A 21268-nucleotide genomic window follows, 5' to 3' on the forward strand; every position below is an offset into this window, starting at 1 on the left:
GCCGGCGTGCCCGTCAAGCCAGTCGCCGTAGCGAGTGGTCGCGATATGAGCATCGGCCCCGGGGATGAGGTCACCGGGCTTGAGGCCGGACCGGGGAGTCCGCCCGTCTGTGACACGTGCCGCTGAAGGCAGAGCGGTCGGCTCACCCCTGCTCGCGCACGGGCGCCAAAAAAGTTCGGACGGCGATGTCGAGAACCCGCGGCCGGCTCCGTCCCCGAGGTGAACGCGACCACAATGGGTCGCATCGGCACCGAGGAGAAACACAATGGCCAAGTACTTGCTGCTCAAGCACTATCGTGGCGCTCCGGCCGCGGTCAACGACGTGCCCATGGACCAGTGGGCACCGGAGGAGGTCGCGGCGCACGTGCAGTACATGAACGACTTCGCGGCGCGGCTGGAGGGGACCGGCGAGTTCGTCGGCGGCCAGGCACTCGCCCCCGAGGGGACATGGGTGCGGTACGACGGTGAGGGGCGCCCGCCGGTCACCGACGGCCCGTTCGCCGAGACCAAGGACCTCATCGCGGGCTGGATGGTGATCGACGTCGACAGCTACGAGCGCGCCGTCGAGCTGGCCGGGGAGCTGTCGGCCGCCCCAGGGGCGGGCGGCAAGCCGATCCACGAGTGGCTCGAGCTGCGCCCGTTCCTGGGCCCGCACCCCACCATCACGGAGTGCCCTCATCAATGAACGAGGCCCTGATCCGGAGCCTCACGCCGAGCGTGCTCGCCGTCCTCGTCCGCCGCGGAGCCGACTTCGCGGCGGCCGAGGACGCCGTACAGGACGCACTGGTCGAGGCGGTCCGCGGCTGGCCGGCCGACCCTCCGCGGGATGCGAAGGGCTGGCTGGTCACCGTGGCCTGGCGCAAGTTCCTCGACGCCACCCGCTCGGATGCCGCCCGCCGCCGGCGGGAGGACCGCGTCGACGAGGAGCCGGCACCCGGGCCCGCGCCCGCCGTGGACGACACCCTCCAGCTCTACTTCCTGTGCGCCCACCCGTCGCTGACGCCGTCGTCCGCGGTGGCGCTCACCCTGCGCGCCGTGGGCGGGCTGACCACCCGCCAGATCGCCCAGGCATACCTCGTGCCCGAGGCGACCATGGCGCAGCGCATCAGCCGTGCCAAGCGCACCGTCTCCGACGTGCGATTCGACCAGCCCGGCGACGTCGCCACCGTGCTGCGCGTCCTCTACCTGGTCTTCAACGAGGGCTACTCCGGCGACGTCGACCTCTCCGCCGAGGCCATCCGGCTCACCCGGCAGCTCGCGGCCCGCATCGGCCACCCCGAAGTGGCCGGGCTGCTCGCCCTCATGCTGCTCCACCACGCCCGGCGCGCCACCCGGACCGCGCCGGACGGCAGCCTGGTGCCGCTCGCCGAGCAGGACCGCGGCCGGTGGGACACCGCCTCGATCGCCGAGGGCATCGAGATCCTGCAGGCGGCCCTCGCCCGCGACCGACTGGGCGAGTTCCAGGCCCAGGCCGCCATCGCGGCACTCCACGCCGACGCGCCCACCGTCGAGGAGACCGACTGGGTACAGATCCTGGAGTGGTACGACGAGCTCGTGCGCCTGACCGACAGCCCGGTCGTCCGGCTCAACCGCGCGGTGGCCGTCGGCGAGGCCGACGGCCCGCGCGCCGGCCTGGCGGCGCTCGCGGAGCTGAACGACTCTTCGCCGGCCTCTTCGAGCAGGGGATCCCCCATGCCCCGCCACACCGCGGTGGCGGCGTACCTCCACGAACGCGACGGCGACCTGACGACGGCGGCACGGCTGTATGCCGAGGCGGCCCACCAGGCACCCAACCTCGCCGAGCGCGACTACCTGACCCGCCAGGCCGCCCGCCTCAACGCCCGTCGGCGTGGCTGACGAGTCGCGCCCGGCGGTCCGGCTCCGTCACATCGCGTGAGGACATGTGGGAAGAGCACGGGGCGTCCATGGACCGGTACACGGCGGAGGTGATCGCTCGCGGCCGGCCCTCGGTTCCGTGCGGGCTCGGCCGAGTGCGCACGGTGCCGCGATGAGTTCCGGCCGGGACGCGAGTCTGTTCTGGTGACCGTCGTAGGACGCCGTACGACGCTGCCCGGCACGAGACACCACGGAGGACACCATGACGACCGCACCGGACGACCCGACCACCACGCTGCCCGGCCGCCCGCCCATCGTCGACCTGGCCACCTGGCAGGCCGCCCGTGACGAGCTTCTGGTGCGCGAGAAGGCCCACACCCGCGAGGGCGACGCCATCGCCGCGGCCCGCCGCCGGCTGCCGATGGTGGAGTTCGACGGGACGGTCGAGGTCGTCGGACCGGACGGCCCGGTCCCGTTCCTGGACCTGTTCCAAGGCCGCGACGAGCTCGTGGTCTACCAGCACATGTGGCACGACGGCGCGCCGCACCAGGGGCAGTGCGAGGGCTGCACCACCACGGCCTGGCATCTGAAGGACGCCGCCTACCTCAACGCCGGCGGTGTCTCGTTCGCCATCGTGACCACGGGCCGGTGGGACGAGGTGGCCTCCTACGTCGAGTTCATGGGCTACACCCAGCCCTGGTACTCGGTGCGCGACGTGGACGCGCCGGTCGGCGGGGACATGGGGTACCTCACCTGCTTCCTGCGCGACGGCGATCGCGTGTTCCTCACCTACTCCACGACCGGCCGTGGCAATGAGCGGGTCAACGGGTCCCTCGGCCTGCTCGACATGACGCCCTACGGCCGCCGCGAGGCGTGGGAGGACGACCCCGAGGGCTGGCCCGAAGGGCGCGGCCCGTGCTGGTCCTGGCGCACGGACGCGGACGGGAACGCCACCTGGGGCCCGACCAGCCGCCCCGTGCCGCAGTGGACCCGCCCCGGCGCGACCCCCGTGGAGACCCTCGGCCGACACGGCCACCACCACTGACGCGCCTCCGCCGACGGCGTCGGCAGGGCGTGAGGGGTCTGCGCGCTCTATCGGTCGGCGGCCCCTGGTGGGAGACGGGCCGTCCAGGCTTGCCCATCCCACCAGGAGTCCGGGGGCACATATCGTGTCCGCCGGTCACGAAGCGCCGACCACGGCGACCCCGACCACGGCGACCCCGACCACGGCCGACCGGGTCTACCGCTTGTACGGATCCCCGTCAGGGAGCCATGCGTCCGGCGCATGGATGCCGAAGTCGCCAACGCCTTCGGTCAGGGCGTCGACGGTGCTCAGTACGGCCGGGCGGAGTTCGTCCCGGCGCCAGACGAGAGACCAGGTCCAGTAGAGCTTCGGCTCGGCCACAGGGCGTGCGGCCAGATCGGGCGGCAGTGGAGTGGTCTGGCCCTTGGGCGAGTTGAGGATGGGCCGCCCGCTTCGACGCACATGGTCGAAGAACACGGGACCGGTGATGCCCCCGTCCCTGATGCGCGCCACGGGGACGCCGGTCTCTTCGGCCAATCGGCCCGCGTAGTCGTTCCAGGACAGCCATGTGGTGGTGTCGTCGTCCAGCAGCGCGACGGTGTCCTGGGCGCGGACCTCGCCGGTGTCCTGCCCGGCCGAGACGGCGTAGAGCCGCTCCGCGCCGATCAGCCTGGCGCCGAGTCCGAGCTTCTCCAGGTCGTCCGTACGGATCCAGCACACCGCGAGGTCGAGGCCACCGTCCGCGACGCGCGCCGCCTGGGCGTGGGAGGGCGCGACCCATGCGTCGATGTGCAGGCGCGCCACGGACGAGGCGCGGGCGGTCAGGTCCGCGGGCAGCCAGTTGACGTAGCCGAGCCGGACCGGCTCCGAGCCCGCGATCCTGGCGGCGCGGTTGCGGAGGTCGTCAGCGCGCTCGAGCAGGGCCCGGGTGTGAGGGAGCAGGGCCGCTCCGGCCGGAGTGAGGGCCACCGAACGGCGGTCGCGGTCGAAGAGCCGGACGCCGAGATCCCGTTCCAGCGACTTGATCTGCTGGGACAGGGAGGGGCCGGCGATCAGGAGCCGTTCCGCGGCCCGGCCGAAGTTCAGCTCCTCGGCTACAGCGACGAAATACCGCAACTGGCGTAGCTCCACGCCCGCAATGCTACCCGCGGCCGGAGCCCCGGCCGGTCGCGCCCTCGGCGGACTCGCCCCCCTGCGTCCACGCCCGCTCAGTGGCCGCGGGGCGGGGCGGTCTCGCGTCGGGGCGTCCCTGTGACCGGCTTCCTCCCATCTGGTAGGCGCTGCCTCCCACCGCAGGTCACAGCGGTGCCGAAGCGGGCCGGAGGCTCTCGCCCCCCTTGGTGTTTTGTCGACCGGTCGTCTACATTCATGGGGAGCCGGTCATGAACACCGGTCCGGACAACCCCCACTGGAGACAGTCACCATGAGCACTCCTGACCAGAAGGTCGCCATCATCACCGGCGCGTCCCAGGGCATCGGCGCGGGCCTGGTCGAGGCCTACCGGAAGCTCGGCTACGCCGTCGTCGCGACCTCGCGCGGGATCGCTCCCTCACCCGACCCGCAGGTCCTCACCGTCCAGGGCGACATCGCCGCCCCCGCCACCGCCGAGCGGGTCGCCGGCGCCGCGATAGAGCACTTCGGCCGCATCGACACGCTGGTCAACAACGCCGGCATCTTCGTCGCCAAGCCGTTCACGGAGTACACACAGCAGGACTACGATGCGGTCACCGGCGTCAACCTGAGCGGCTTCTTCCGCATCACCCAGCTCGCCGTCGAGCAGATGCTCCGTCAAGGCGGCGGGCACGTCGTCCAGATCACCACCAGCCTGGTCGACCACGCCAACTCCGCGGTCGCCTCCGTACTGGCCTCCCTGACCAAGGGCGGGCTCCAGTCGGCGACCAAGGCCCTGGCCATCGAATACGCCACCCGCGGCGTGCGCAGCAACGCCGTGTCCCTCGGCATCATCAAGACACCCATGCACCCGGCGGAACACCACGACACCCTCGCCGCCCTCCACCCGGTCGGCCGGATGGGCGAGGTCAGCGACATCGCCGACGCCGTCACCTACCTGGAGAACGCCCCCTTCGTCACCGGCGAAATCCTCCACGTCGACGGCGGCCAGAGCGCCGGCCACTGACCCTCACACCGCCCGGGCGCCACACCCGCCGCCCGGGCACACCCTTCTCGGACCGTGTTCCTCAGGCGTCGGCTCTCCGGCAGGCGAGCGACGCCTCACCCCCTGTGTTGGAGCTGACACCATGAGTACTGACGCGCTGAACGACCCCCTGCACGAGGTGCTGAGCCGCTGGCAGGCCGCCTTCGACGGTCACCAGACGGACGCGATGGCCGACCTGTTCACACCCGACGCCCTCTTCCAGGGGTTCGGGCCCGAGACGATCTCCGGCCGGGACGCCGTGCGCGGCTACTACGCGGCCGTTCCGGACTACCGCAGGGCCCATCTGGGGAACGTCCACGGCTACCGGATCGGCGAACACGTGGCCGGTGGCTTCGCCGACGTCACCTTCCGGGATCCGACGGGGTGGGAGGCCCCGGTGCATCTGTCGTTGGTCCTTCAGCGCGAGGGCGGCGGTTGGCGGATCCGTCAGTACCACGTCTCCCGGATCGTCACTGATCACTGAGACGGCGGTGCCCGTAAGAGGCTGGACCTACCAGCAGGGAGGAAGCCGATCCTGGCATTCGCCCTGGCGGCGGGCGCAGTGTGGGGCCATGCAGCAGCACGTCACCGACACCCGAGGCGTACGTCACTCACCCTGGGGCCATGTCGTACAGGCCGCCGCCGCGCTGGGAGCCGGCATGGGTGTGGGCCGTTTCGTCTACACCCCGATTCTTCCCCTGATGCACGCTCAGATCGGGCTGTCCGCCGCGACGGGGGCGAATCTCGCCACCGCCAACTACGTCGGCTATCTGCTCGGTGCCCTCGCCGGAACCTTCCTGCCTCGGCTGGTGCGTTCCCCGGCCGTGCTGCGGGGTTGCCTGGTGGTGCTGGCGGTGTCCCTGGCCGCGATGCCATTGACCCACGCCCCGGGTGTATGGCTGGTGCTCCGGCTGTGTGCGGGCGTGGCCAGTGCGCTGATCTTCGTCATCGCCGCCAGCTCCCTGCTCAGCCATCTGCGCGACCACCCCGCCCACTTGCCCGGGTGGGCCTTCGGAGGAGTGGGGGCCGGTATCGCCCTGTCCGGGCTGCTCGTCCTCGCCCTGCGCACCATCGCCGACTGGCAGGCCGCGTGGTGGGCCTCCGCCGGGCTGACCGCGCTGCTCGCCCTTCCCGCATGGTTCCTGCGGCCGGAACCCGCTCCCCCGTCGGCGTCCGCCACGCCCGGAGCGGAGCGGCGGGCGACCGGCCCGCGCACCCATCGGTGGTTCACCGCGCTCCTCGCGTCCTACACGCTGGAGGGCATCGGCTACATCATCGCGGGGACCTTCCTGGTGGCCGCGATCGAGCAGAGTTCTCCCGGCTGGATCGGCAGTGGTGCCTGGGTGCTGGTCGGCCTGGCGGCCATCCCGTCCTCCGCGCTGTGGGCGGGGCTGGGCCGGCGCTGGTCCCGCCCGGGGCTCCTGCTGGCCGCGCTGGCCGTCCAGGCCGTCGGCATCGCCCTGCCCGCGCTGATCGGTGGCGTCGCCGCCGCGCTGCTCTCCGCGGTGCTCTTCGGCGCCACGTTCATCGGCGTCAGCACCCTCGCGCTCGCGACCGGCGCGCATCTGCGCTTCCCGCGCGCGGTCGCCCTGCTGACGGCCGGATACTCGGTGGGCCAGATCCTCGGCCCGCTGGTCGCCACCCCTCTGCTGCACCATGGGTACCACCAGGCCCTGATCCTCGCGGCCGTCGTCGTCCTGGCGTCCGCCGTCGCGGCAGCCCTGCTCCGGATCGGTTTCCCCCATCACATGCCCACGCCCGGCCACCCGGTCGCGCGCTCGGAACCCGCACCGGGCGGGCAGCCCACGACCGTCGACACCGCGAGGGCCCAGGCCGACTGACCTCCACGCGAGGCCCGCTGTCGTGGGCGGCACGCCCCTCATCCGGATTTGGGCCTTACCGGCCCGGTGGGCCAGGCCATCTCGATGTCCGTACCTCGTGCTACCGGGTTGAGCAGGAGGACGAGGAGCTGAGCGATGAGCCCGTGCTCTCGACCCCGGATGCGGTACGGGGAATCCGCAAGGCCGCCGCGGGCGAACCGACCGACGTCGACGCGGTCCATGAGCAGCTGACCGAAGTGGGTCTGTGCTATTCCGAAGACCAGGACCCGGAGCGGCATGTCGTGTCGCAGTCGGCCTACGCGGCGGCGGCGTGGCTGCGCCTGCTGGCGGGGCGGAAGCTGCGTACATCGTGGCCTACGCCCAGGAGCAGCGGCGGCGCCACCGTGAGCTGGCCCGGGTGCGGTCGGTGTCCGAGGCCACGCAGCGGGTGCGTCCTGCGGTCGTTGCCGCACCGGCTGGTCCCGCTGCGGGTCGCCTCGCTGTACATGGCGGCCGAGGACGAGCGCGCAGATCGGCGGGGACCTGTACGCGGCGACCCGGGTCAAGGACTCCACCCGGATGATCATCGGGGATGTCCGGGGCAAGGGGCTGACCTCCATCAGCGACGCGTCGGTGCTGATGGGCGCCTTCCGGGAGGCCGCCCATTTCAGCCCCGGCCTGCTGGAGCTCGCCGAGGTCCTGGAGCGCAGCGTCTGCCGGCATCTGGCCGAGCACACCACCATCGCGCACGGCGAGCTCGGCGGTGCCCGCCGAGCGGCCCGTTGCGGACGCGGAGCTCAGTGAGCACTTCATCGCCGCCCTGCTGGTCGACATCCCGGACGAGGACACCGTGGCGCACATGACCAACTGCGGGCATCCGCCGCGCCTGCTGCTGCACGAGCGGGGCGAGGTGACCACCCTGTCCGCGGCCCAGCCCGCCTCTCCGATGGGCATGTGCGGACTCCCGAACGGCTCGAGCGCCTCCGGCACGCCCGACACCTTCGCCTTCGAGGACGGCGAGCCGCCGCTGCTCTACACGGACGGGGTGATCGAGGCCCGTGCCCCGACGGGTCCTTCTATCCGCTGGCCCAACGGGTCGGGCAGTGGAGGTGCTCCGGTCCCGAAGGGCTGCTGCACCACCTCCGCCGCGATCTGCTGGACCATGCCGGCGGGCGGCTGGACGACGACGCCGCCATGGTGGTCATCCGGCGCTCGCCCGCCCTCCACCCGGTCCAGCAGCTGAAGAAGATGGTGCCGGTCAACGCCGTCGACCGTTGATCCGTGGCGTTCCGGCAGATCCGGCAGACCCGGCGGAACGCCGCCCGGCTGAGCAGGTCGGACGAAGCCCACTGCCGTTCGGCAGGTGCCCTGAAGGGGCGCGGGGCTGTGTTGGATGTGCGGCTCCGCCGCGTGGGCGGGACCAGCCACGATGGCGCCACAGACGACCGACGGCACAGCGCGGCACATCCAGCGGAGCGCTCAGCGGACCCGGTCGACGCGGCGCTCGTCCCAGACCGGCTCCGCCGTCTCGCGGACGACACCGTCCGCACCGAAGACCAGGAAGCGGTCGAAGGACCGCGCGAACCAGCGGTCATGGGTGACCGCCAGCACCGTGCCGTCATAGGCGCCGAGCCCGTCCTGCAGCGCTTCGGCCGACTCCAGGTCCAGGTTGTCCGTGGGCTCGTCCAGCAGCAGCGCGGTCGTCCCGGCCAGTTCGAGCAGCAGGATCTGGAACCGAGCCTGCTGGCCGCCCGAGAGCCGGTCGAAGGTCTGGTCGCCCTGGCGATCGAGCTCATAGCGCCGTAGGGCGCTCATCGAGCGCCCCCGGTCCCGGGCGTGCTCGGTCCACAGGATGTCGACCAGCGTGCGCCCGAAGAGCTCCGGATGGGCGTGGGTCTGGGCGAAGTGGCCGGGCACGACCCGCGCGCCCAGCTTCCACTCCCCCCGGTGGTCGACGCTCTGGCCCGCCAGGAGCCGCAGGAAGTGGGACTTGCCCGAGCCGTTGGAGCCCAGGACGGCCACCCGCTCACCGTAGAAGACCTCCAGGTCGAAGGGGCGCATCAGCCCCTCCAACTCCAGCGCCCGGCACGTCAGCGCCCGCACCCCGGTGCGTCCGCCCGCGAGCCGCATGGTGATGTCCTGTTTGCGCGGCGGCTCCGGTGGCGGCCCGGCCTCCTCGAACTTCCGCAGCCGGGTCTTGGCGGCCTGGTAGCGGGAGGCCATCTCGTCACTTCGGGCCGCGTACCGCTGCATGTCCAGCACCAGCCGTTTGAGCTGGGCATGCTTCTCGTCCCAGCGCCGCCGGAGCTCCTCGAAGCGCTCGAACCGCTCCTCGCGGGCGTCGTGGTAGGTGGCGAAACCGCCGCCGTGCACCCACACATCGCTGCCCGCCGGGCTCGGCTCGACGCTGACGATCCGGTCGGCCGCGCGGGCCAGCAGTTCCCGGTCGTGGCTGATGAACAGGACGGTCTTACGGGTCTCGCGCAGCCGCTCCTCCAGCCACTGCTTGCCCGGCACATCGAGGTAGTTGTCCGGCTCGTCCAGCAGCAGCACGTCGTCGGGCCCGCGCAGCAGCGCCTCCAGGACCAGCCGCTTCTGCTCGCCCCCGCTGAGGGTGCGCACCTGACGCCACTGGGCCCGTTCGTACGGCAGTCCGAGCGCCGCCATGGTGCACATGTCCCATACCGTCTCGGCCTCGTAGCCACGCGCCTCGGCCCAGTCGCTCAGGCTCTGGGCGTAGGCCATCTGGGCGGCCTCGTCGTCCCGCTCCATGATCGCCAGCTCGGCCTCGTCGACCGCGCGGGCGGCCTCGCGGACCCGGGGCTGGGCCACCGACACCAGCAGGTCGCGGACCGTCCGCTCATCGCGCACGGAGCCGATGAACTGCGGCATCACCCCGAGCGAACCGCTGACCGTGACCGTGCCGCCGTGCGGCTCCACCTCGCCGGAGACCAGCCGCAGCAGCGTGGTCTTGCCCGCCCCGTTGGGCCCGACCAGGGCGGCCACCGTGCCCTCCGCGACGCGGAACGACACATCGCCGAGCAGCAGCCGTCCGTCGGGCAGGAAAAAGGCGAGGTGCGCGGCCTCCAGATGTCCCATGGTCCGGCATTCTCACGGCCCGGTCGCCCCATCGGCAAAGCGATTTCCCGAACCGGGCCCGAGGATGCCCGCATGTGGCTGAACACGGGGGCCCCGCCGTCCGTATGGGAGAGAAACGTCCCCTGATCAGGAGGCACTACCATGACGCAGTCGGCAATCAACGGGCAGGGCACCACCCGCCGCGCCGTCGTCACCGCGGCGGGAGTGGCCGGGCTGGCCGCCACGCTTGCCGCATGCGGCAAGGACGACAGCGGCGATTCGGACACCGGCAGCGCGGGCAGCGCCCAGGACGCCGGGGGTTCGCAGCCGTCGCAGAGCGCGGAGGGCGGCCAGTCGGCCGGCGGGGACGGTATGGAACTGGCCAAGACCTCCCAGATCCCCGAGGGCGGTGGCATGGTCTTCAAGGACCACAAGGTCGTGGTGACCCAGCCCAAGGCGGGTGAGTTCAAGGCGTTCTCGTCGATCTGTACGCACCAGGGCTGCTCGGTCGGCGATGTGACCGGCGGCACCATCAACTGCCCGTGCCATCAGAGCAAGTTCGACATCACCGACGGCAGTGTGAAGGGCGGACCGGCGCAGAAGCCGCTGCCGGGCGCGCAGATCAAGGTGCAGGGAAGTTCGATCTGGATGGCGTGACGGCCGTCCTCCGCCAGCAGGCGACCACCTCGTCGGCCGTGGTGACGGCGGCCACGAGGGCGAGGGTGTGGCGGACCATCGCCGGGGTGTACGAGGCGGGCACCCCGGCGATCGCGTCCTCGGGCACCACGGCCGTATAGCCGAGGTTGACGGCGTCGAAGACGGCGGCCGGGATGGCCACATTGGCCGACACGCCGGTGATGACCAGCGTGCGGCAGCCCAGATTGCGCAGCAGCGCGTCCACCTCGGTCCCGGCGATCGGCGAGAGGCCGTGCAGCCGCCGTACGACCAGGTCCTCGGCGGCCACCGGAACCGGTTCGGCGATCTCCACCGCCGCGCTTCCGGTGAGCTGCCGGACCGGCAGCCGCTCGACGGCCCGGAACAGCGGGGCGTTGCGGCTCGCGCCGCGTCCGTCGGCGCGCCGCTCGGCCACCGCGTGCAGCACCTGGACGCCCGTGTCGTGGGCGGCCGCCACCAGCTGGGCGACACGCCCGAGCGCACCGATGTCCTGTGCCACGGCGGCCAGTTCGGGCAGCGCGCTGTCCGGGCCCACCACACCGCGCTGGCATTCGACGGTGAGCAGGGCGCAGCCTTCCGGCCGGAGCAGTTCCACTAGGTCTTCGCGGGGGCGCGGGGTCACGGCGCGGGAGAGTAGCGTCCCTTGCGTCATCAAGGAAGAGCCATCATCCTGTGCCGCACATCCAGTCACCGGGAGGTACAGGGTCGGATGACCGTCACCCAGCGGCGGGGACGCCGCATCATGATGGCCCAGGACGAGCTGGACACCTTCCTCGCCGAACAGCGCACCTGTCGGGTGGCGACCGTGGCCGCGGACGGGCGGCCGCATGTCAGCCCGCTGTGGTTCTGCTGGGACGGCGCCGCCCTGTGGCTGTACTCCCTGACCCGCAGCCGCCGCTGGGCCGAGGTGCGCCGCGATCCGCGGATCTCGGTGGTGGTCGACGACGGGCACGACTACGGCGAACTGCGCGGGGTGGAACTCTCCGGCGAGGCGGTCCTGGTCGGCGAGGCGCCGCGCACCGGCGTGTCGTGCCCCGAACTCGACACGCCGGAGCGGATGTTCGCGGCGAAGTACTTCGGCCTGGACGCCATGCCGCACGACGGGCGCCACGCATGGCTGCGCCTGGCCCCCGAGGCGATCCGCTCCTGGGACTTCCGCAAGATGCCGCAGGGCTGAGGCTTGCCCGGGAGCGGGGCCCGGGCCGGGCTCCGGGCCGGTCGGCGGCCCGTCGGCGATCAGTCGATGATCAGTCGATGATCTTCTCGCCGACGGACCGCAGCACCTCGACCGCCGCGCGGATCGAGGGCCTGCGGTCGGCGTCCGCGCGCCAGATCGCGTAGATGTGCCGCCGCATCGTGGGCTGGCTGACGGGCACCATCCGCACCCCCTCGGGCACCGGGCCACGGCCCAGCCGGGGCACCACCGCGATGCCCAGCCCGGCGGCGATCAGCGAGAGCTGGGTGTGGTGCTCATGCGCGGTGTGCCGGATCCTCGGCTCGATGCCCTTGCCGCGCAGGGTCACCATCAGCCAGTCGTAGCAGAATCCGCCCTTGGGCCAGGAGACCCACTCGTCGTCCACGAAGTCCTCCGGCTCGACCGCGTGACGGTCGGCGAGGGGGTGGTCGGCGGGCATCGCCACATCCACCGGGTCGTCCAGCAGGGCGGCCTTCACCAGCCCGCCGGGCATCGGCAGGGGTTTGTTGTACCAGTCCAGGACCACGGCCAGATCGATGTCGCCGCGCACCACCGAGGGCACCGACTCATCGGGCTCCATCTCCTGCAGCCGCACGTTCAACTGCGGATGCTCGGTGCGCAGCCGGCCCAGCGCGTCGGGGAAGAGACCGCGGACGGCGGTCGGGAACGCGCCGAGCAGCAGCTCGCCGACGGCATGGCCACGCTGCGCCTCCAGATCCGCCTGGGCCAGCTCCACCTGGGAGAGGATGCGCGCCGCGTGGTCGGAGAGCAGCCGCCCGGCGTCGGTGAGGCGGATCCCGCGCCCGTTCTTGGCGAGCAGCTGCTGACCGGTCTCCCGCTCCAGCTTGGCGAGTTGCTGGGAAACGGCGGAGGTGGTGACGTGCAGCCCCTCGGCGGCGCCGCTCACGGAGCCGTGGCGGGCCACGGCGTGCAAGGTCCGTAGGCGATCCAGGTTCAACAACATGTAAGGAATCCTACGCGATACCGCCAACGAAATCTCGCTTGTCCTAAGAGGTTGCAGCCCACATCGTAAAGGCATGACCTCAGCGACCGCCTCGGCGCCCCCTGCCGCCGCTTCCACGGCGGAGACCTCCTGCTCCCCCGCCCGACGACCGCTCCTCGACTGGCGGATCCGCTTCGGCACGCTCTCCCTGATCTGGGGTTTCAGCTTTCTCTTCATCAAGGTGGGCAATGAGGCGTTCGCCCCCTTGTACGTCACGCTCGGGCGGATGCTGTTCGGCACCGCCGTACTGCTCGTGACGCTGGTGGTGCAGCGGGAGCGGCTGCCGCGCGGGGCGCGGGTCTGGGGTCATCTGGCGGTGGCCGCGTTCTTCCTCAACGCGCTGCCGTTCTCGCTGTTCGCCTACGCCGAGCTGACCATCCCCTCCACCCTGGCCGGTATCTGCAACGCCGCCTCGCCGCTGTGGGGGATGCTGCTCGCGGTGGTCGTGGTCTCCGACGACCGGCCGAGCCGTCAGCGTGTCGCGGGTCTCGGGCTCGGCTTCATCGGCGTGTTGATCGTGCTGGGCGCCTGGCAGGGCTTCTCCGGCCAGGACCCGCTGGGCACGGTGCTGGCCCTGATCGCCTCGGCCAGCTATGCGGTCGGCTGGCAGTACGTCCGGCGCACGCTGAGCGATACGGGCCACTCCCATCTGTCGATGTCCGGCGGTCAGCTGCTGCTCGGCACGGTGCAACTCGCCCTCGTCGCACCGGTGTTCGCGACGACGCCCACCTCCTTCCCGGTCCTGCCCGTGCTGTCCGTGCTCGCCCTGGGCGCGCTGGGCACCGGGGTGGCCTTCCTGGTCCAGTACGGGCTCGTCGACGAGGTCGGCCCGACGACGGCGATGATGGTCACCTACTTCGTCCCGGTGATCGCCACCACCGCGGGCGTGGCGATCCTCGGGGAACACCTCACCTGGAACACACCGGTGGGCGCCGCCGTCGTCCTCATCGGCGCGGCCCTGACCCAGCGGCGCTCCACCACCCGATAGCCGCCCCGCCGCCCGGTGCCCTCGGTCGGCCGCCCGTCGGCCGGTCGAGGGCACCGGTCGTCACATCAGCGCGTCCAACGCCAGCGGCAGGGCACGGACACGCCTGCCGGTTGGCGTTGAGCCCCTGCCCTCCGTGGTCGGTGTGCGGAACCCGGGGCGCTAGTCCAGCCGTCCCGTGACCGTCGCCCCCGCCGCCGCGGCCACCGCGGCGGCGACCGTCTCGATCTCGCCGGCGGCCAGCGGCGAGATCGTCAGCCGGACCCCCGGTGGCGAAGCCACGCGGAACCGCGCCCCGGGGGCGACGGCCCAGCCCGAGGCCAGCAGCCGGGCGACGGCGCCGGTCTCGTCCGGGACCGGCACCCACACATTCATCCCGCTCCGCCCGTGCGCGGCGATCCCCCGCGCCCGCAGCGCCCGCACCAGCGCGGCGCGCCGCGTGTCGTAGGACGCCGCCACCGCCGCCGCGTCGACCGCGCCCGTCCGCCACAGCCCGCCGACCGCGTCCTGCAGCAGATGGCTGACCCAGCCCGGCCCCAGCCGCTGGCGGCCGCGCACCCGGTCCAGGGTGACGGGGTCGCCGGTGAGCACGGCGAGCCGCAGATCGGGGCCGTACGCCTTGGCGGTGGAGCGGACCAGCGCCCAGTGGTCCGTGCCCCCGGCCAGGGGGCGCAGCGGGAGGTCCACGATGCCGTGCCCGTGGTCGTCCTCGATCAGCAGTACGGAAGGGTGGGCGGCGAGCACGGTTCGCAGCTCGCGGGCGCGTGTCGCGCTCACCACCGCGCCGGTCGGGTTCTGCGCCCGGTCGGTGACCACCAGCGCCCGCGCCCCCTGGGCCAGCGCCTGCTCCACCCGCTCGGGCAGCGGCCCGTCGTCGTCGACCCCGACCGGGACGGCGCGCAGTCCGAGCGCCGGGATCAGGTCGAGCAGACTACCCCAGCCGGGGTCCTCGACCGCGACCGCGTCACCGGGACGCAGATGCGCGGCCAGCACCCGTTCGATCGCGTCGAGCGCGCCCGACGTGACGGCGACCGGCCCGGCCGGCACCCCGTCCGCATCGAGGGCGGCCCGGGCGAGCTCGGCGACCTCGGGGACGACGTCCGGCGCGCCGTACAGCGTGGGGCGCTCCGCCGCGCGGGCCGCGGCCGCCGCGAGCGGCGCGCCGAGCGGGGGCAGCAGGGCGGGGTCGGGGTTGCCGCTAGACAGGTCGCGCGCGCCGGTGGCGTCGACGCCGATCCACTCGCGGGGCGTACTGGAGGGGCGGGAGCGCACCCGGCTCCCCCGGCGCCCCGCCGTTTCGATCACGCCCCGTTCGCGCAGCACGCGATAGGCGGCCGCGACCGTATTGGGATTCACGCCCAGTCGCTGCGCCAACTCCCGCAAGGGCGGCAGCAGTTGGCCCGGCGGCAGCTCACCGGCGCCGACCGCGCGCTCCACACTGGCCGCGATCTCGGCTGCGCGACGCCCGACGATCGGATATTCTCCTAGCACAAATGCTATTTTGCACTAATGCAATGGAGGACGCAAATGCCCGCCCCGGACGCCACCGCCGCGACCAACGCGCCCGACAACGCCTACACACCGACCGGCCGCACCGTGCCCACCCGCTCCCGCGAGCGCGCGTCGTACGACCGGGAGGTGGTGCACGCGATCCTCGACGAGGGCTACGTCTGCCATCTGGGCTTCATACGCGATGGCGCACCCGTCGTCCTGCCGACCCTCTACGGCCGGGTCGGGGAGCGGCTGTATCTCCACGGCTCGACGGGGGCGCGTCCGCTGCGCATGGCGGGCGCGCCGGGCGGCGAGGAGCCGGGGCTGCCGGTGTGTCTCACCGTCACCCATGTCGACGGACTGGTCCTGGCCCGCGCGGCGTTCCACCACTCCATCAACTACCGCTCGGTGGTGGTGCACGGCATCGCCCGCCCGGTGACCGATCCGGCCGAGCGCACCGCGGCCCTGGACGCCCTGGTGGACCATGTGGTGCCGGGCCGAGCCGCCGACTCCCGGCCCGCCAACGCCAAGGAGCTGGCCGCCACCGCCGTGCTCGGCCTCGACCTCGAAGAGGTCTCCGCGAAGATCCGCACCGGCGGGCCCAACGACGACGCCGAGGATCTGGGACTCCCCCACTGGAGCGGCGTGGTGCCCGTCGCCCGCACGTACGGCGCGCCGGACCCCGCCGACGACCTCGCGCCCGACACGCCGGTGCCCGGCTACCTCACCCGACTCTGACCGGGGACGCCCCGCCGCCCTCCGGGTCGTCACACACCGGGGACGGGGGGCGGTCACCCTCCCGCCGTGTACTCCCGCTCCCCCTCGACCGGCGCCGAGGCCGCCACCGGCTCGGCGGCGGCGGCCTTCGGGGTGGAGGTCTGGGCGATCAGGGCGCCGGCCAGCACCACCACACCGCCGACGACCTGCGCCACGCCCAGGTGTTCATCCAGCAGCACCCACGCCAGAACGGTCGCGATGACCGCCTCCAGACAGGCGAGCACCCCGGCCACCTGCGGTGAGAGCCGGCGCACCGACAGCACCCCGGTGAGATACGCGATCACCGTCGCCACCAGCACGATCCAGGCGAGCAGCACCATGGCGGGAACGCGGGCGCCCGCAAGGTCGGCGCCACCGGTGAGGACCGTCCAGTCCATGCCCCAGGGGCGGCCGACCACGGTCAGCGCCACGGCTCCGATCAGCAGTCCGTAGGCGATGACGCCGAGCGGATCCGCCGGGTCCTGGCCGTCGCTGCCGTGGTCGGAGAGGACGAAGTAGCCCACCTGACAGAAGGCCGCGCCGAAGGCGAGCAGCAGTCCGAGGGGGTTGAAGCCCAGCCCGGACCAGACCTCCACCACGCACGCGAGCCCGCCGACGGCCAGGACGACGCCGATCGCCGCGGCCCGGCTCACCGGCCGGCGCTGGACGAACCGCACCCACCCCAGCACCAGGGCGGGCGCCAGATATTCGACGAGCAGCGCGACGCCGACGGGGATCCGGGAGAGCGCCGCGAAGTAGCAGGCCTGCACTCCCGCGACGGCCAGCAGACCGAACCCCACCAGCAGGGCGGGGCGCCGGGTCAGCAGTCGGCGATGGCGCCAGGCCAGGGGCAGCAGGACCAGGGCCGCGCCGGTCACCCGCAGCCAGGTGACCTCGAGCGGCGCGAGCCCCGCCTCGATCAGCGGTTTGGCGGCGACACCCGATCCGCCGAACGTGAGCGCCGACACCAGGGCGAGCCCCAGGCCGACCTTCCTTTGCCGTGAGTGGCCTCCGGATACCTGCACCGGGCCATCATGTCAGCTCACGTCAGTACCGTCATCCCGTTGACTGCTGGCAGGTCTCCACAGTCAGGGCGGTGACCAGCGGTTCGACGGCGACGCCCGCGCGCCGCAGCACCTCCATGGCACGACACTCCCGGTCACGGACGAACGCGGCGAGGAGATCGAGGCCCCCGGCGCGGGACCCGCCACGGGAGGCGGCGCGGCGGACCGCCGCATCGAGGGCGGCCGCCGCGGCGGGCGACCATCCGGCCATCCCGTTCCCCACCGACGGCGCCGCCCCCGAGACCTCGACGGTGCCGCTCCACCGGAGCCCGTAGCCGATGACGCGCTGCACCAGATACCCCAGCAGCCGTATCACCTGGGGCGGGCCGCCGGGAAACACCTCCCGTACGTCCTGGTCGGACTCCAGGAGGCCGTGCAGCAGATGGGCGGTGTCGATCTGCGCGTCACCATCGCGTACGGCGCGCCGGCGAGCCCCCGCGATCACGGTGGCCACCACTTCGCTGACCCGGTCCTCGCATCCGGCGTCGTCCGGGCCGGCGGAAAGGGTAGGACTTCGCACGCTCTCACCCCATCAGTCCCTTGAGGCCGGAGCATCCCCGCCGGGAAGCATGTACGCATCCCACCGTGGTTGTGCGCGGATGACCGGTTCTCATCCTCGGGGAGGAGAGGAAGGGGAAACACCAGAACTGACGACTCGTCAGTATTGAATGTTCCGGACCCCGGGGCTACGTTGCCCGGCACCGTCGCACCACACACCGCAGGAACCCGCCGAAGGGACTCCCCCATGGCCGAGGTCAGCGCGCAGACACGCATCGAGGCACCGGCCGAGAAGGTCTGGGCCCGGCTGACGGACTTCTCCACATACGGCGACTGGAACGCCACCCACACCAGCTTTCCGCGGGGCGGCCCGACCACGCTGGAGGTGGCGGCGACCTATGAGGAGAACATGAAACTGATGGGCTTTCCGGCCGAGGTGACCTGGATCGTCGAGGAGTGCGAACCCGCCCGGCTACTGGTCACCCGGGGCAAGGGCCCGATGGGCGTGAACCTCGCTATGCGCTACTCGCTCGCACCGGACGGCGATGCCACGACGGTGCGCGTGGACGGGGAGTTCACGGGGGCGGCGGTCTCTTTGATGGCCGGGAAGCTGAAGGACTCGGCGACCAGCGCGCTCAATGAGTCGTTGCGCAAGCTGAACGCGCTGGTCGTCTAGGGCCCTTCTGACGGAGCGCCGCGACGCCGCGGAGGTCCGCCAGAAGGACCTTAACGCCGGGCAGGCACCGGGTCCCCCGTCCCGCCCCGTCGCCCCCGCGGCCGTACCCCCGTCCGATCGGGCTCAGCTCTCGCCGCCCCGCTCGGTACCGCCCTTCTCCTCGTCCTGCTCGGCGAGGATGAGATACAACCGCTTGCGCGACTCATTGATGACGGCGACGGCCTTCTGCCGCTGCTCCGCGCTGCCGGTGCGCCAGACCTGGGAGAACGCCTCCATCAGCCCGAAGCCCGCCTGCCGGACCTCCTGCATGGCCTCCCAGTCGATACCGCGCCCGGCCTCCTCCCACGGGGCCGCGGGGCCCGCCTCGGCCTCGGTGCGGCCGGTGTCGGTGAGCGCGAACAGCTTCTTGCCGCCCTCGCTCTCGCTGCCGATCAGCCCCTCGTCCTCGAGCAGCTGAAGCGTGGGATACACCGAGCCGGGGCTGGGCCGCCAGGCCCCCCCACTGCGCTCGGCGATCTCCTGAATCATCTCGTAGCCGTGCATCGGGCGGTCCTTCAGCAGGGCCAGGATCGAGGCGCGCACATCGCCGCGCCGCGCCCGCCCACGCGGCCCGCGGCCACCGGGGCCGCCGCGGCCTCGGCCGCCGAACGGGGGCCCGCCGAAGGGCGGGCCGTCGAAACCGGGGCCGAACGGGCCGAATGCCGCGCGCCGCCCCTCACCCTCGCCCCGGCCGCGGTGGCCGGGTCCGCAGTGTTCACGTCCATGTCCATGTCCATGGGAACGCATCGTGACGCTCCTTCCTATCGTCGATCCATCACGACACGTCAACGATATATCGGAACCGATCGGATGCCAACCCTTTGGCTCGCCGGCTTGTGTGAAGCCGGTTGTCGTCCGAGGGCTCGGCTACGGGTTCTTCCTGGCCGCGCCGTTTCCTAGACTCACGGCATGAAGAACAACACATGCACCCACTGCGGCACCGTCGGCCTGGCGGAAGGATTCATCGAGGACGCCGGTGAGCATTCGCGCGGGTACGCGCGCTGGATCGAGGGGGCGATGGAGCGGGGACTCTTCGGGGGCGCCAAGCGGATCGGCCGTCCCCGGCGGAAGATAGTGGCGTTCCGCTGCCCTGAGTGCGGGCACCTCGAGCTGTTCGCCGCCGACGAGGGGTAGTCGGCCCTCGCTCCCCGCACCACCGGCCAGGGCCGACACCACCGCCCCCAGGGGGTGCCACGGCTGGTGGATTGGCCATGGCTGCCCCGCATACCGCCGCCTACGGTCGGCGGTATGCGGATACGTATCGTCGACGCCTTCACCGAGCACCCCTTCGCCGGCAACCCGGCCGGGGTCGTCCTCCTCGACACCGACACCTTCCCGGACGACGGCTGGCTGCAACAGGTCGCCGCCGAGGTCAATCTCGCCGAGACCGCCTTCGCCCACCCGCTCCCGCAGACCGCGGAGGCGGACTGGGCGCTGCGCTGGTTCACCCCGGTCACCGAGGCGCCCATGTGCGGCCATGCCACGCTCGCCACCGCCCATGTCCTGAAGACCACGGGGGCCGCGACCGGCACGGTCCGCTTCGCCACCCTCAGCGGGGTCCTGTCGGCGACAGCCGATGACGGCGGCTCCATCACGCTGGACTTCCCCACGGCCTCACTGACCGCGCTGCCGGTCTCCCAGAAGACGGCCGAGGTCGCCGGAGCCCTCGGCGCCGAGATCGTGTCCGCCCATCACGCCGGCCCGCATATCGACGATCTGCTGATCGAGCTGGCCGACGAGAAGACCGTGCGCGCCCTGGCCCCCGACCTCGCCTCACTCAAGCGGATCAGCCACCGGGGCGTCATCGTGACCGCGGCCGCCGAGGACCCCACACGCGGCTACGACTTCGTCTCGCGGATGTTCGCCCCGGCCGTCGGCATCGACGAGGACCCCGTCACCGGCAGCGCCCACACCGCGCTCGCGCCCTACTGGTCGGCCCGGTTCGGCCGCGACGAGCTGACCGGGATGCAGGCGTCCGCGCGCACCGGCCTGGTCCGCACCGCGCTGCGCGGCGACCGTACGCTGCTGACGGGCGGCGCCGTCACCGTCATCGACGGCGAATTGCTGGCCTGAGACCCATCGGTCACGACGGATGGCGGGTCAGGCCGTGGGCAGCCAGTCCACCCGGCCCGCCAGCAGGGCGTATCCGACGAAGGCCACGATGTCGATCAACGCATGCGCGGCGACCAGCGGCCCGACCCGCCCCCAGCGGCGGTAGAGCAGCACGAAGATCACACCCATCGCCAGGTTGCCGAAGAAGCCGCCGATCCCCTGGTAGAGGTGGTACGAACCGCGCAGCACCGAGCTGGCCAGCAGGGCGGCCATCGGGGTCCAGCCCAACTGCCCGAGCCTGCGCAGCAGATAGCCGACCACGATCACCTCCTCCAGCACCGCGTTCTGCACGGCGGAGGCGATCAGCACGGGGATCTTCCACCACACATCGGGCAGCGACTCGGGCACCACCGTCAGATTGCCCCCGGCCGCCCGCGCTCCCAGATACAGCAGCAGCCCGGTGCCGCCGATCGCGGCCGCGACCGCGGCGCCCCACGCCAGGTCGAACCGCGGCCGGTCGCGGTCGAAGCCGATCGCCCGCAGCCCGGCGCCCTCACGCGACAGCAGATGGGCCACGAGCGCGACCGGCACCAGCGCGGTCGAGATGCCGAACAGCTGCCAGGCGAGATCCAGCCAGGGCCTCCCCGGCGCGGCGGAGGAGTTGAGATTGGCCGCCTGATCCTTGAGCCCGCCCGGTTTGGTCACCGAGCCGACAAAGCTGATCAGTGCGGACAGCCCGCTCGCGCCGAGGGACAGCGCCAGCACGAGCAGCGTCTCATTGCGCAGCATCCGCCGCGAGAGCCCGTCCTCGACCGGGGCATCCGCGCCCCGTGCCTGTGACCGCACTCCTGTCCCCACTTCCGCTTGTCCGCCTCATCGGGCGCATCCGCCCCGCTCACGGGACAATACGGTGTCATGGTC

24 protein-coding genes are annotated in these 21268 nt (G+C 72.3%); 15 read left to right on the top strand and 9 right to left on the bottom strand.

Annotated elements, in window-relative coordinates; all coding sequences use genetic code 11:
• Positions 1–265 precede the first annotated feature (265 nt).
• The 3 genes from ACFYOY_RS25680 to ACFYOY_RS25690 all read left to right on the top strand — a co-directional run bounded on the left by ACFYOY_RS25680 (position 266) and on the right by ACFYOY_RS25690 (position 2881).
• A complete protein-coding gene (locus ACFYOY_RS25680) occupies positions 266–685 on the top strand; it encodes a YciI family protein (protein WP_351888585.1) in 420 nt (139 codons plus the stop codon).
• The gene (locus ACFYOY_RS25685; protein ID WP_351888588.1) at positions 682–1857 is read left to right on the top strand and encodes a DUF6596 domain-containing protein; all 1176 of its coding nucleotides are present in this window, start codon (positions 682–684) and stop codon (positions 1855–1857) included. Before ACFYOY_RS25680 ends, ACFYOY_RS25685 begins: the two co-directional genes overlap by 4 nt.
• 241 nt (positions 1858–2098) lie before the next feature.
• Positions 2099–2881 carry a DUF899 domain-containing protein gene (locus tag ACFYOY_RS25690; protein WP_351888591.1) on the top strand — a complete coding sequence of 261 codons (783 nt, stop codon included), beginning with the start codon at positions 2099–2101 and terminating at the stop codon, positions 2879–2881.
• A gap of 195 nt (positions 2882–3076) precedes the next feature.
• Here the strand turns inward: ACFYOY_RS25690 and ACFYOY_RS25695 are convergent, their stop codons facing one another.
• Positions 3077–4000 (bottom strand): LysR family transcriptional regulator, encoded by a 924-nt coding sequence (locus tag ACFYOY_RS25695; RefSeq protein WP_351888700.1) that lies wholly within the window; start codon positions 3998–4000, stop codon positions 3077–3079.
• Positions 4001–4283: 283 nt separating this feature from the next.
• On the opposite strand from ACFYOY_RS25695, the gene ACFYOY_RS25700 reads away from it, so the two are divergent.
• From ACFYOY_RS25700 to ACFYOY_RS25720, 5 genes are all read left to right on the top strand, one after another.
• Positions 4284–4997, top strand: a complete 714-nt coding sequence (locus tag ACFYOY_RS25700; RefSeq protein WP_388589829.1) for an SDR family NAD(P)-dependent oxidoreductase — start codon at positions 4284–4286, stop codon at positions 4995–4997.
• A gap of 121 nt (positions 4998–5118) precedes the next feature.
• The gene (locus ACFYOY_RS25705) at positions 5119–5499 is read left to right on the top strand and encodes a nuclear transport factor 2 family protein (protein ID WP_351888597.1); all 381 of its coding nucleotides are present in this window, start codon (positions 5119–5121) and stop codon (positions 5497–5499) included.
• Positions 5500–5587: 88 nt separating this feature from the next.
• The gene (locus ACFYOY_RS25710; RefSeq protein WP_351888600.1) at positions 5588–6856 is read left to right on the top strand and encodes a YbfB/YjiJ family MFS transporter; all 1269 of its coding nucleotides are present in this window, start codon (positions 5588–5590) and stop codon (positions 6854–6856) included.
• Positions 6857–7414: 558 nt separating this feature from the next.
• Complete coding sequence (locus ACFYOY_RS25715; protein WP_388589832.1) at positions 7415–7639, top strand: SpoIIE family protein phosphatase; 225 nt, start codon at positions 7415–7417, stop codon at positions 7637–7639.
• Entirely contained in the window at positions 7599–8078 is a 480-nt protein-coding gene (locus ACFYOY_RS25720; protein ID WP_388589835.1) for a SpoIIE family protein phosphatase, read from the top strand. Before ACFYOY_RS25715 ends, ACFYOY_RS25720 begins: the two co-directional genes overlap by 41 nt.
• A 236-nt stretch (positions 8079–8314) precedes the next feature.
• Here ACFYOY_RS25720 and ACFYOY_RS25725 read toward each other — a convergent pair whose 3' ends face one another.
• Positions 8315–9934 (bottom strand): ATP-binding cassette domain-containing protein, encoded by a 1620-nt coding sequence (locus ACFYOY_RS25725; RefSeq protein ID WP_351888603.1) that lies wholly within the window; start codon positions 9932–9934, stop codon positions 8315–8317.
• 141 nt (positions 9935–10075) lie between these two features.
• Here ACFYOY_RS25725 and ACFYOY_RS25730 point away from each other — a divergent pair, with 141 nt between their 5' ends.
• Positions 10076–10570, top strand: a complete 495-nt coding sequence (locus tag ACFYOY_RS25730; protein WP_351888606.1) for a Rieske (2Fe-2S) protein — start codon at positions 10076–10078, stop codon at positions 10568–10570.
• On the opposite strand, the gene ACFYOY_RS25735 is transcribed toward ACFYOY_RS25730, so the two are convergent.
• The gene (locus ACFYOY_RS25735) at positions 10536–11240 is read right to left on the bottom strand and encodes a cysteine hydrolase (protein WP_388589838.1); all 705 of its coding nucleotides are present in this window, start codon (positions 11238–11240) and stop codon (positions 10536–10538) included. The genes ACFYOY_RS25730 and ACFYOY_RS25735 overlap by 35 nt on opposite strands.
• Before the next feature lie 57 nt (positions 11241–11297).
• Between ACFYOY_RS25735 and ACFYOY_RS25740 the strand changes: the two genes are divergently transcribed.
• Complete coding sequence (locus tag ACFYOY_RS25740; RefSeq protein ID WP_351888613.1) at positions 11298–11765, top strand: pyridoxamine 5'-phosphate oxidase family protein; 468 nt, start codon at positions 11298–11300, stop codon at positions 11763–11765.
• 70 nt (positions 11766–11835) lie between these two features.
• Here ACFYOY_RS25740 and ACFYOY_RS25745 read toward each other — a convergent pair whose 3' ends face one another.
• On the bottom strand, positions 11836–12744 hold the full coding sequence (locus tag ACFYOY_RS25745) for a LysR substrate-binding domain-containing protein (RefSeq protein WP_351888706.1): 909 nt from the start codon (positions 12742–12744) through the stop codon (positions 11836–11838).
• Between the two features lie 76 nt (positions 12745–12820).
• On the opposite strand from ACFYOY_RS25745, the gene ACFYOY_RS25750 reads away from it, so the two are divergent.
• Positions 12821–13774: a DMT family transporter gene (locus ACFYOY_RS25750; RefSeq protein ID WP_351888616.1), complete on the top strand. Its 954-nt coding sequence runs from the start codon at positions 12821–12823 to the stop codon at positions 13772–13774.
• A 159-nt stretch (positions 13775–13933) separates the two neighbouring features.
• Here ACFYOY_RS25750 and ACFYOY_RS25755 read toward each other — a convergent pair whose 3' ends face one another.
• Complete coding sequence (locus ACFYOY_RS25755; RefSeq protein WP_388589841.1) at positions 13934–15262, bottom strand: aminotransferase class I/II-fold pyridoxal phosphate-dependent enzyme; 1329 nt, start codon at positions 15260–15262, stop codon at positions 13934–13936.
• Positions 15263–15298: 36 nt separating this feature from the next.
• On the opposite strand from ACFYOY_RS25755, the gene ACFYOY_RS25760 reads away from it, so the two are divergent.
• A complete protein-coding gene (locus tag ACFYOY_RS25760) occupies positions 15299–16000 on the top strand; it encodes a pyridoxamine 5'-phosphate oxidase family protein (RefSeq protein WP_351888622.1) in 702 nt (233 codons plus the stop codon).
• A gap of 53 nt (positions 16001–16053) precedes the next feature.
• On the opposite strand, the gene ACFYOY_RS25765 is transcribed toward ACFYOY_RS25760, so the two are convergent.
• Together ACFYOY_RS25765 and ACFYOY_RS25770 are read right to left on the bottom strand one after the other, a co-directional pair.
• Positions 16054–17043 carry an EamA family transporter gene (locus ACFYOY_RS25765; protein ID WP_351888625.1) on the bottom strand — a complete coding sequence of 330 codons (990 nt, stop codon included), beginning with the start codon at positions 17041–17043 and terminating at the stop codon, positions 16054–16056.
• A gap of 31 nt (positions 17044–17074) precedes the next feature.
• Positions 17075–17602 (bottom strand): Clp protease N-terminal domain-containing protein, encoded by a 528-nt coding sequence (locus tag ACFYOY_RS25770; protein WP_351888628.1) that lies wholly within the window; start codon positions 17600–17602, stop codon positions 17075–17077.
• A 225-nt stretch (positions 17603–17827) separates the two neighbouring features.
• Here ACFYOY_RS25770 and ACFYOY_RS25775 point away from each other — a divergent pair, with 225 nt between their 5' ends.
• Positions 17828–18256, top strand: coding sequence for an SRPBCC family protein (locus ACFYOY_RS25775; protein WP_351888631.1), 429 nt, complete (start codon positions 17828–17830; stop codon positions 18254–18256).
• A gap of 123 nt (positions 18257–18379) precedes the next feature.
• Here ACFYOY_RS25775 and ACFYOY_RS25780 read toward each other — a convergent pair whose 3' ends face one another.
• On the bottom strand, positions 18380–19042 hold the full coding sequence (locus ACFYOY_RS25780; RefSeq protein WP_388589847.1) for a PadR family transcriptional regulator: 663 nt from the start codon (positions 19040–19042) through the stop codon (positions 18380–18382).
• Positions 19043–19204: 162 nt separating this feature from the next.
• On the opposite strand from ACFYOY_RS25780, the gene ACFYOY_RS25785 reads away from it, so the two are divergent.
• Together ACFYOY_RS25785 and ACFYOY_RS25790 are read left to right on the top strand one after the other, a co-directional pair.
• Positions 19205–19429 carry a hypothetical protein gene (locus tag ACFYOY_RS25785; RefSeq protein ID WP_093468939.1) on the top strand — a complete coding sequence of 75 codons (225 nt, stop codon included), beginning with the start codon at positions 19205–19207 and terminating at the stop codon, positions 19427–19429.
• Positions 19430–19543: 114 nt separating this feature from the next.
• Positions 19544–20368, top strand: a complete 825-nt coding sequence (locus tag ACFYOY_RS25790) for a PhzF family phenazine biosynthesis protein (protein WP_351888638.1) — start codon at positions 19544–19546, stop codon at positions 20366–20368.
• A 27-nt stretch (positions 20369–20395) separates the two neighbouring features.
• Here ACFYOY_RS25790 and ACFYOY_RS25795 read toward each other — a convergent pair whose 3' ends face one another.
• On the bottom strand, positions 20396–21136 hold the full coding sequence (locus ACFYOY_RS25795) for a CPBP family intramembrane glutamic endopeptidase (RefSeq protein ID WP_351888709.1): 741 nt from the start codon (positions 21134–21136) through the stop codon (positions 20396–20398).
• Between the last annotated feature and the right edge of the window lie 132 nt (positions 21137–21268).

This window comes from Streptomyces sp. NPDC007875 (genome assembly GCF_042868035.1).
Taxonomy (GTDB): Bacteria; Actinomycetota; Actinomycetes; order Streptomycetales; family Streptomycetaceae; genus Streptomyces; species Streptomyces antimycoticus.

What these genes read in the sequence shown, in the direction of transcription:
- ACFYOY_RS25680 (WP_351888585.1), top strand. Translation starts at nt 266, where the DNA reads ATGGCCAAGTACTTGCTGCTCAAGCACTATCGTGGCGCTCCGGCCGCG.
- ACFYOY_RS25685 (WP_351888588.1), top strand. Translation starts at nt 682, where the DNA reads ATGAACGAGGCCCTGATCCGGAGCCTCACGCCGAGCGTGCTCGCCGTC.
- ACFYOY_RS25690 (WP_351888591.1), top strand. Translation starts at nt 2,099, where the DNA reads ATGACGACCGCACCGGACGACCCGACCACCACGCTGCCCGGCCGCCCG.
- ACFYOY_RS25700 (WP_388589829.1), top strand. Translation starts at nt 4,284, where the DNA reads ATGAGCACTCCTGACCAGAAGGTCGCCATCATCACCGGCGCGTCCCAG.
- ACFYOY_RS25705 (WP_351888597.1), top strand. Translation starts at nt 5,119, where the DNA reads ATGAGTACTGACGCGCTGAACGACCCCCTGCACGAGGTGCTGAGCCGC.
- ACFYOY_RS25710 (WP_351888600.1), top strand. Translation starts at nt 5,588, where the DNA reads ATGCAGCAGCACGTCACCGACACCCGAGGCGTACGTCACTCACCCTGG.
- ACFYOY_RS25715 (WP_388589832.1), top strand. Translation starts at nt 7,415, where the DNA reads ATGATCATCGGGGATGTCCGGGGCAAGGGGCTGACCTCCATCAGCGAC.
- ACFYOY_RS25725 (WP_351888603.1), bottom strand. Translation starts at nt 9,934, where the DNA reads ATGGGACATCTGGAGGCCGCGCACCTCGCCTTTTTCCTGCCCGACGGA.
- ACFYOY_RS25730 (WP_351888606.1), top strand. Translation starts at nt 10,076, where the DNA reads ATGACGCAGTCGGCAATCAACGGGCAGGGCACCACCCGCCGCGCCGTC.
- ACFYOY_RS25735 (WP_388589838.1), bottom strand. Translation starts at nt 11,240, where the DNA reads ATGACGCAAGGGACGCTACTCTCCCGCGCCGTGACCCCGCGCCCCCGC.
- ACFYOY_RS25740 (WP_351888613.1), top strand. Translation starts at nt 11,298, where the DNA reads ATGACCGTCACCCAGCGGCGGGGACGCCGCATCATGATGGCCCAGGAC.
- ACFYOY_RS25750 (WP_351888616.1), top strand. Translation starts at nt 12,821, where the DNA reads ATGACCTCAGCGACCGCCTCGGCGCCCCCTGCCGCCGCTTCCACGGCG.
- ACFYOY_RS25760 (WP_351888622.1), top strand. Translation starts at nt 15,299, where the DNA reads ATGCCCGCCCCGGACGCCACCGCCGCGACCAACGCGCCCGACAACGCC.
- ACFYOY_RS25775 (WP_351888631.1), top strand. Translation starts at nt 17,828, where the DNA reads ATGGCCGAGGTCAGCGCGCAGACACGCATCGAGGCACCGGCCGAGAAG.
- ACFYOY_RS25780 (WP_388589847.1), bottom strand. Translation starts at nt 19,042, where the DNA reads ATGCGTTCCCATGGACATGGACATGGACGTGAACACTGCGGACCCGGC.
- ACFYOY_RS25785 (WP_093468939.1), top strand. Translation starts at nt 19,205, where the DNA reads ATGAAGAACAACACATGCACCCACTGCGGCACCGTCGGCCTGGCGGAA.
- ACFYOY_RS25790 (WP_351888638.1), top strand. Translation starts at nt 19,544, where the DNA reads ATGCGGATACGTATCGTCGACGCCTTCACCGAGCACCCCTTCGCCGGC.
- ACFYOY_RS25795 (WP_351888709.1), bottom strand. Translation starts at nt 21,136, where the DNA reads ATGCTGCGCAATGAGACGCTGCTCGTGCTGGCGCTGTCCCTCGGCGCG.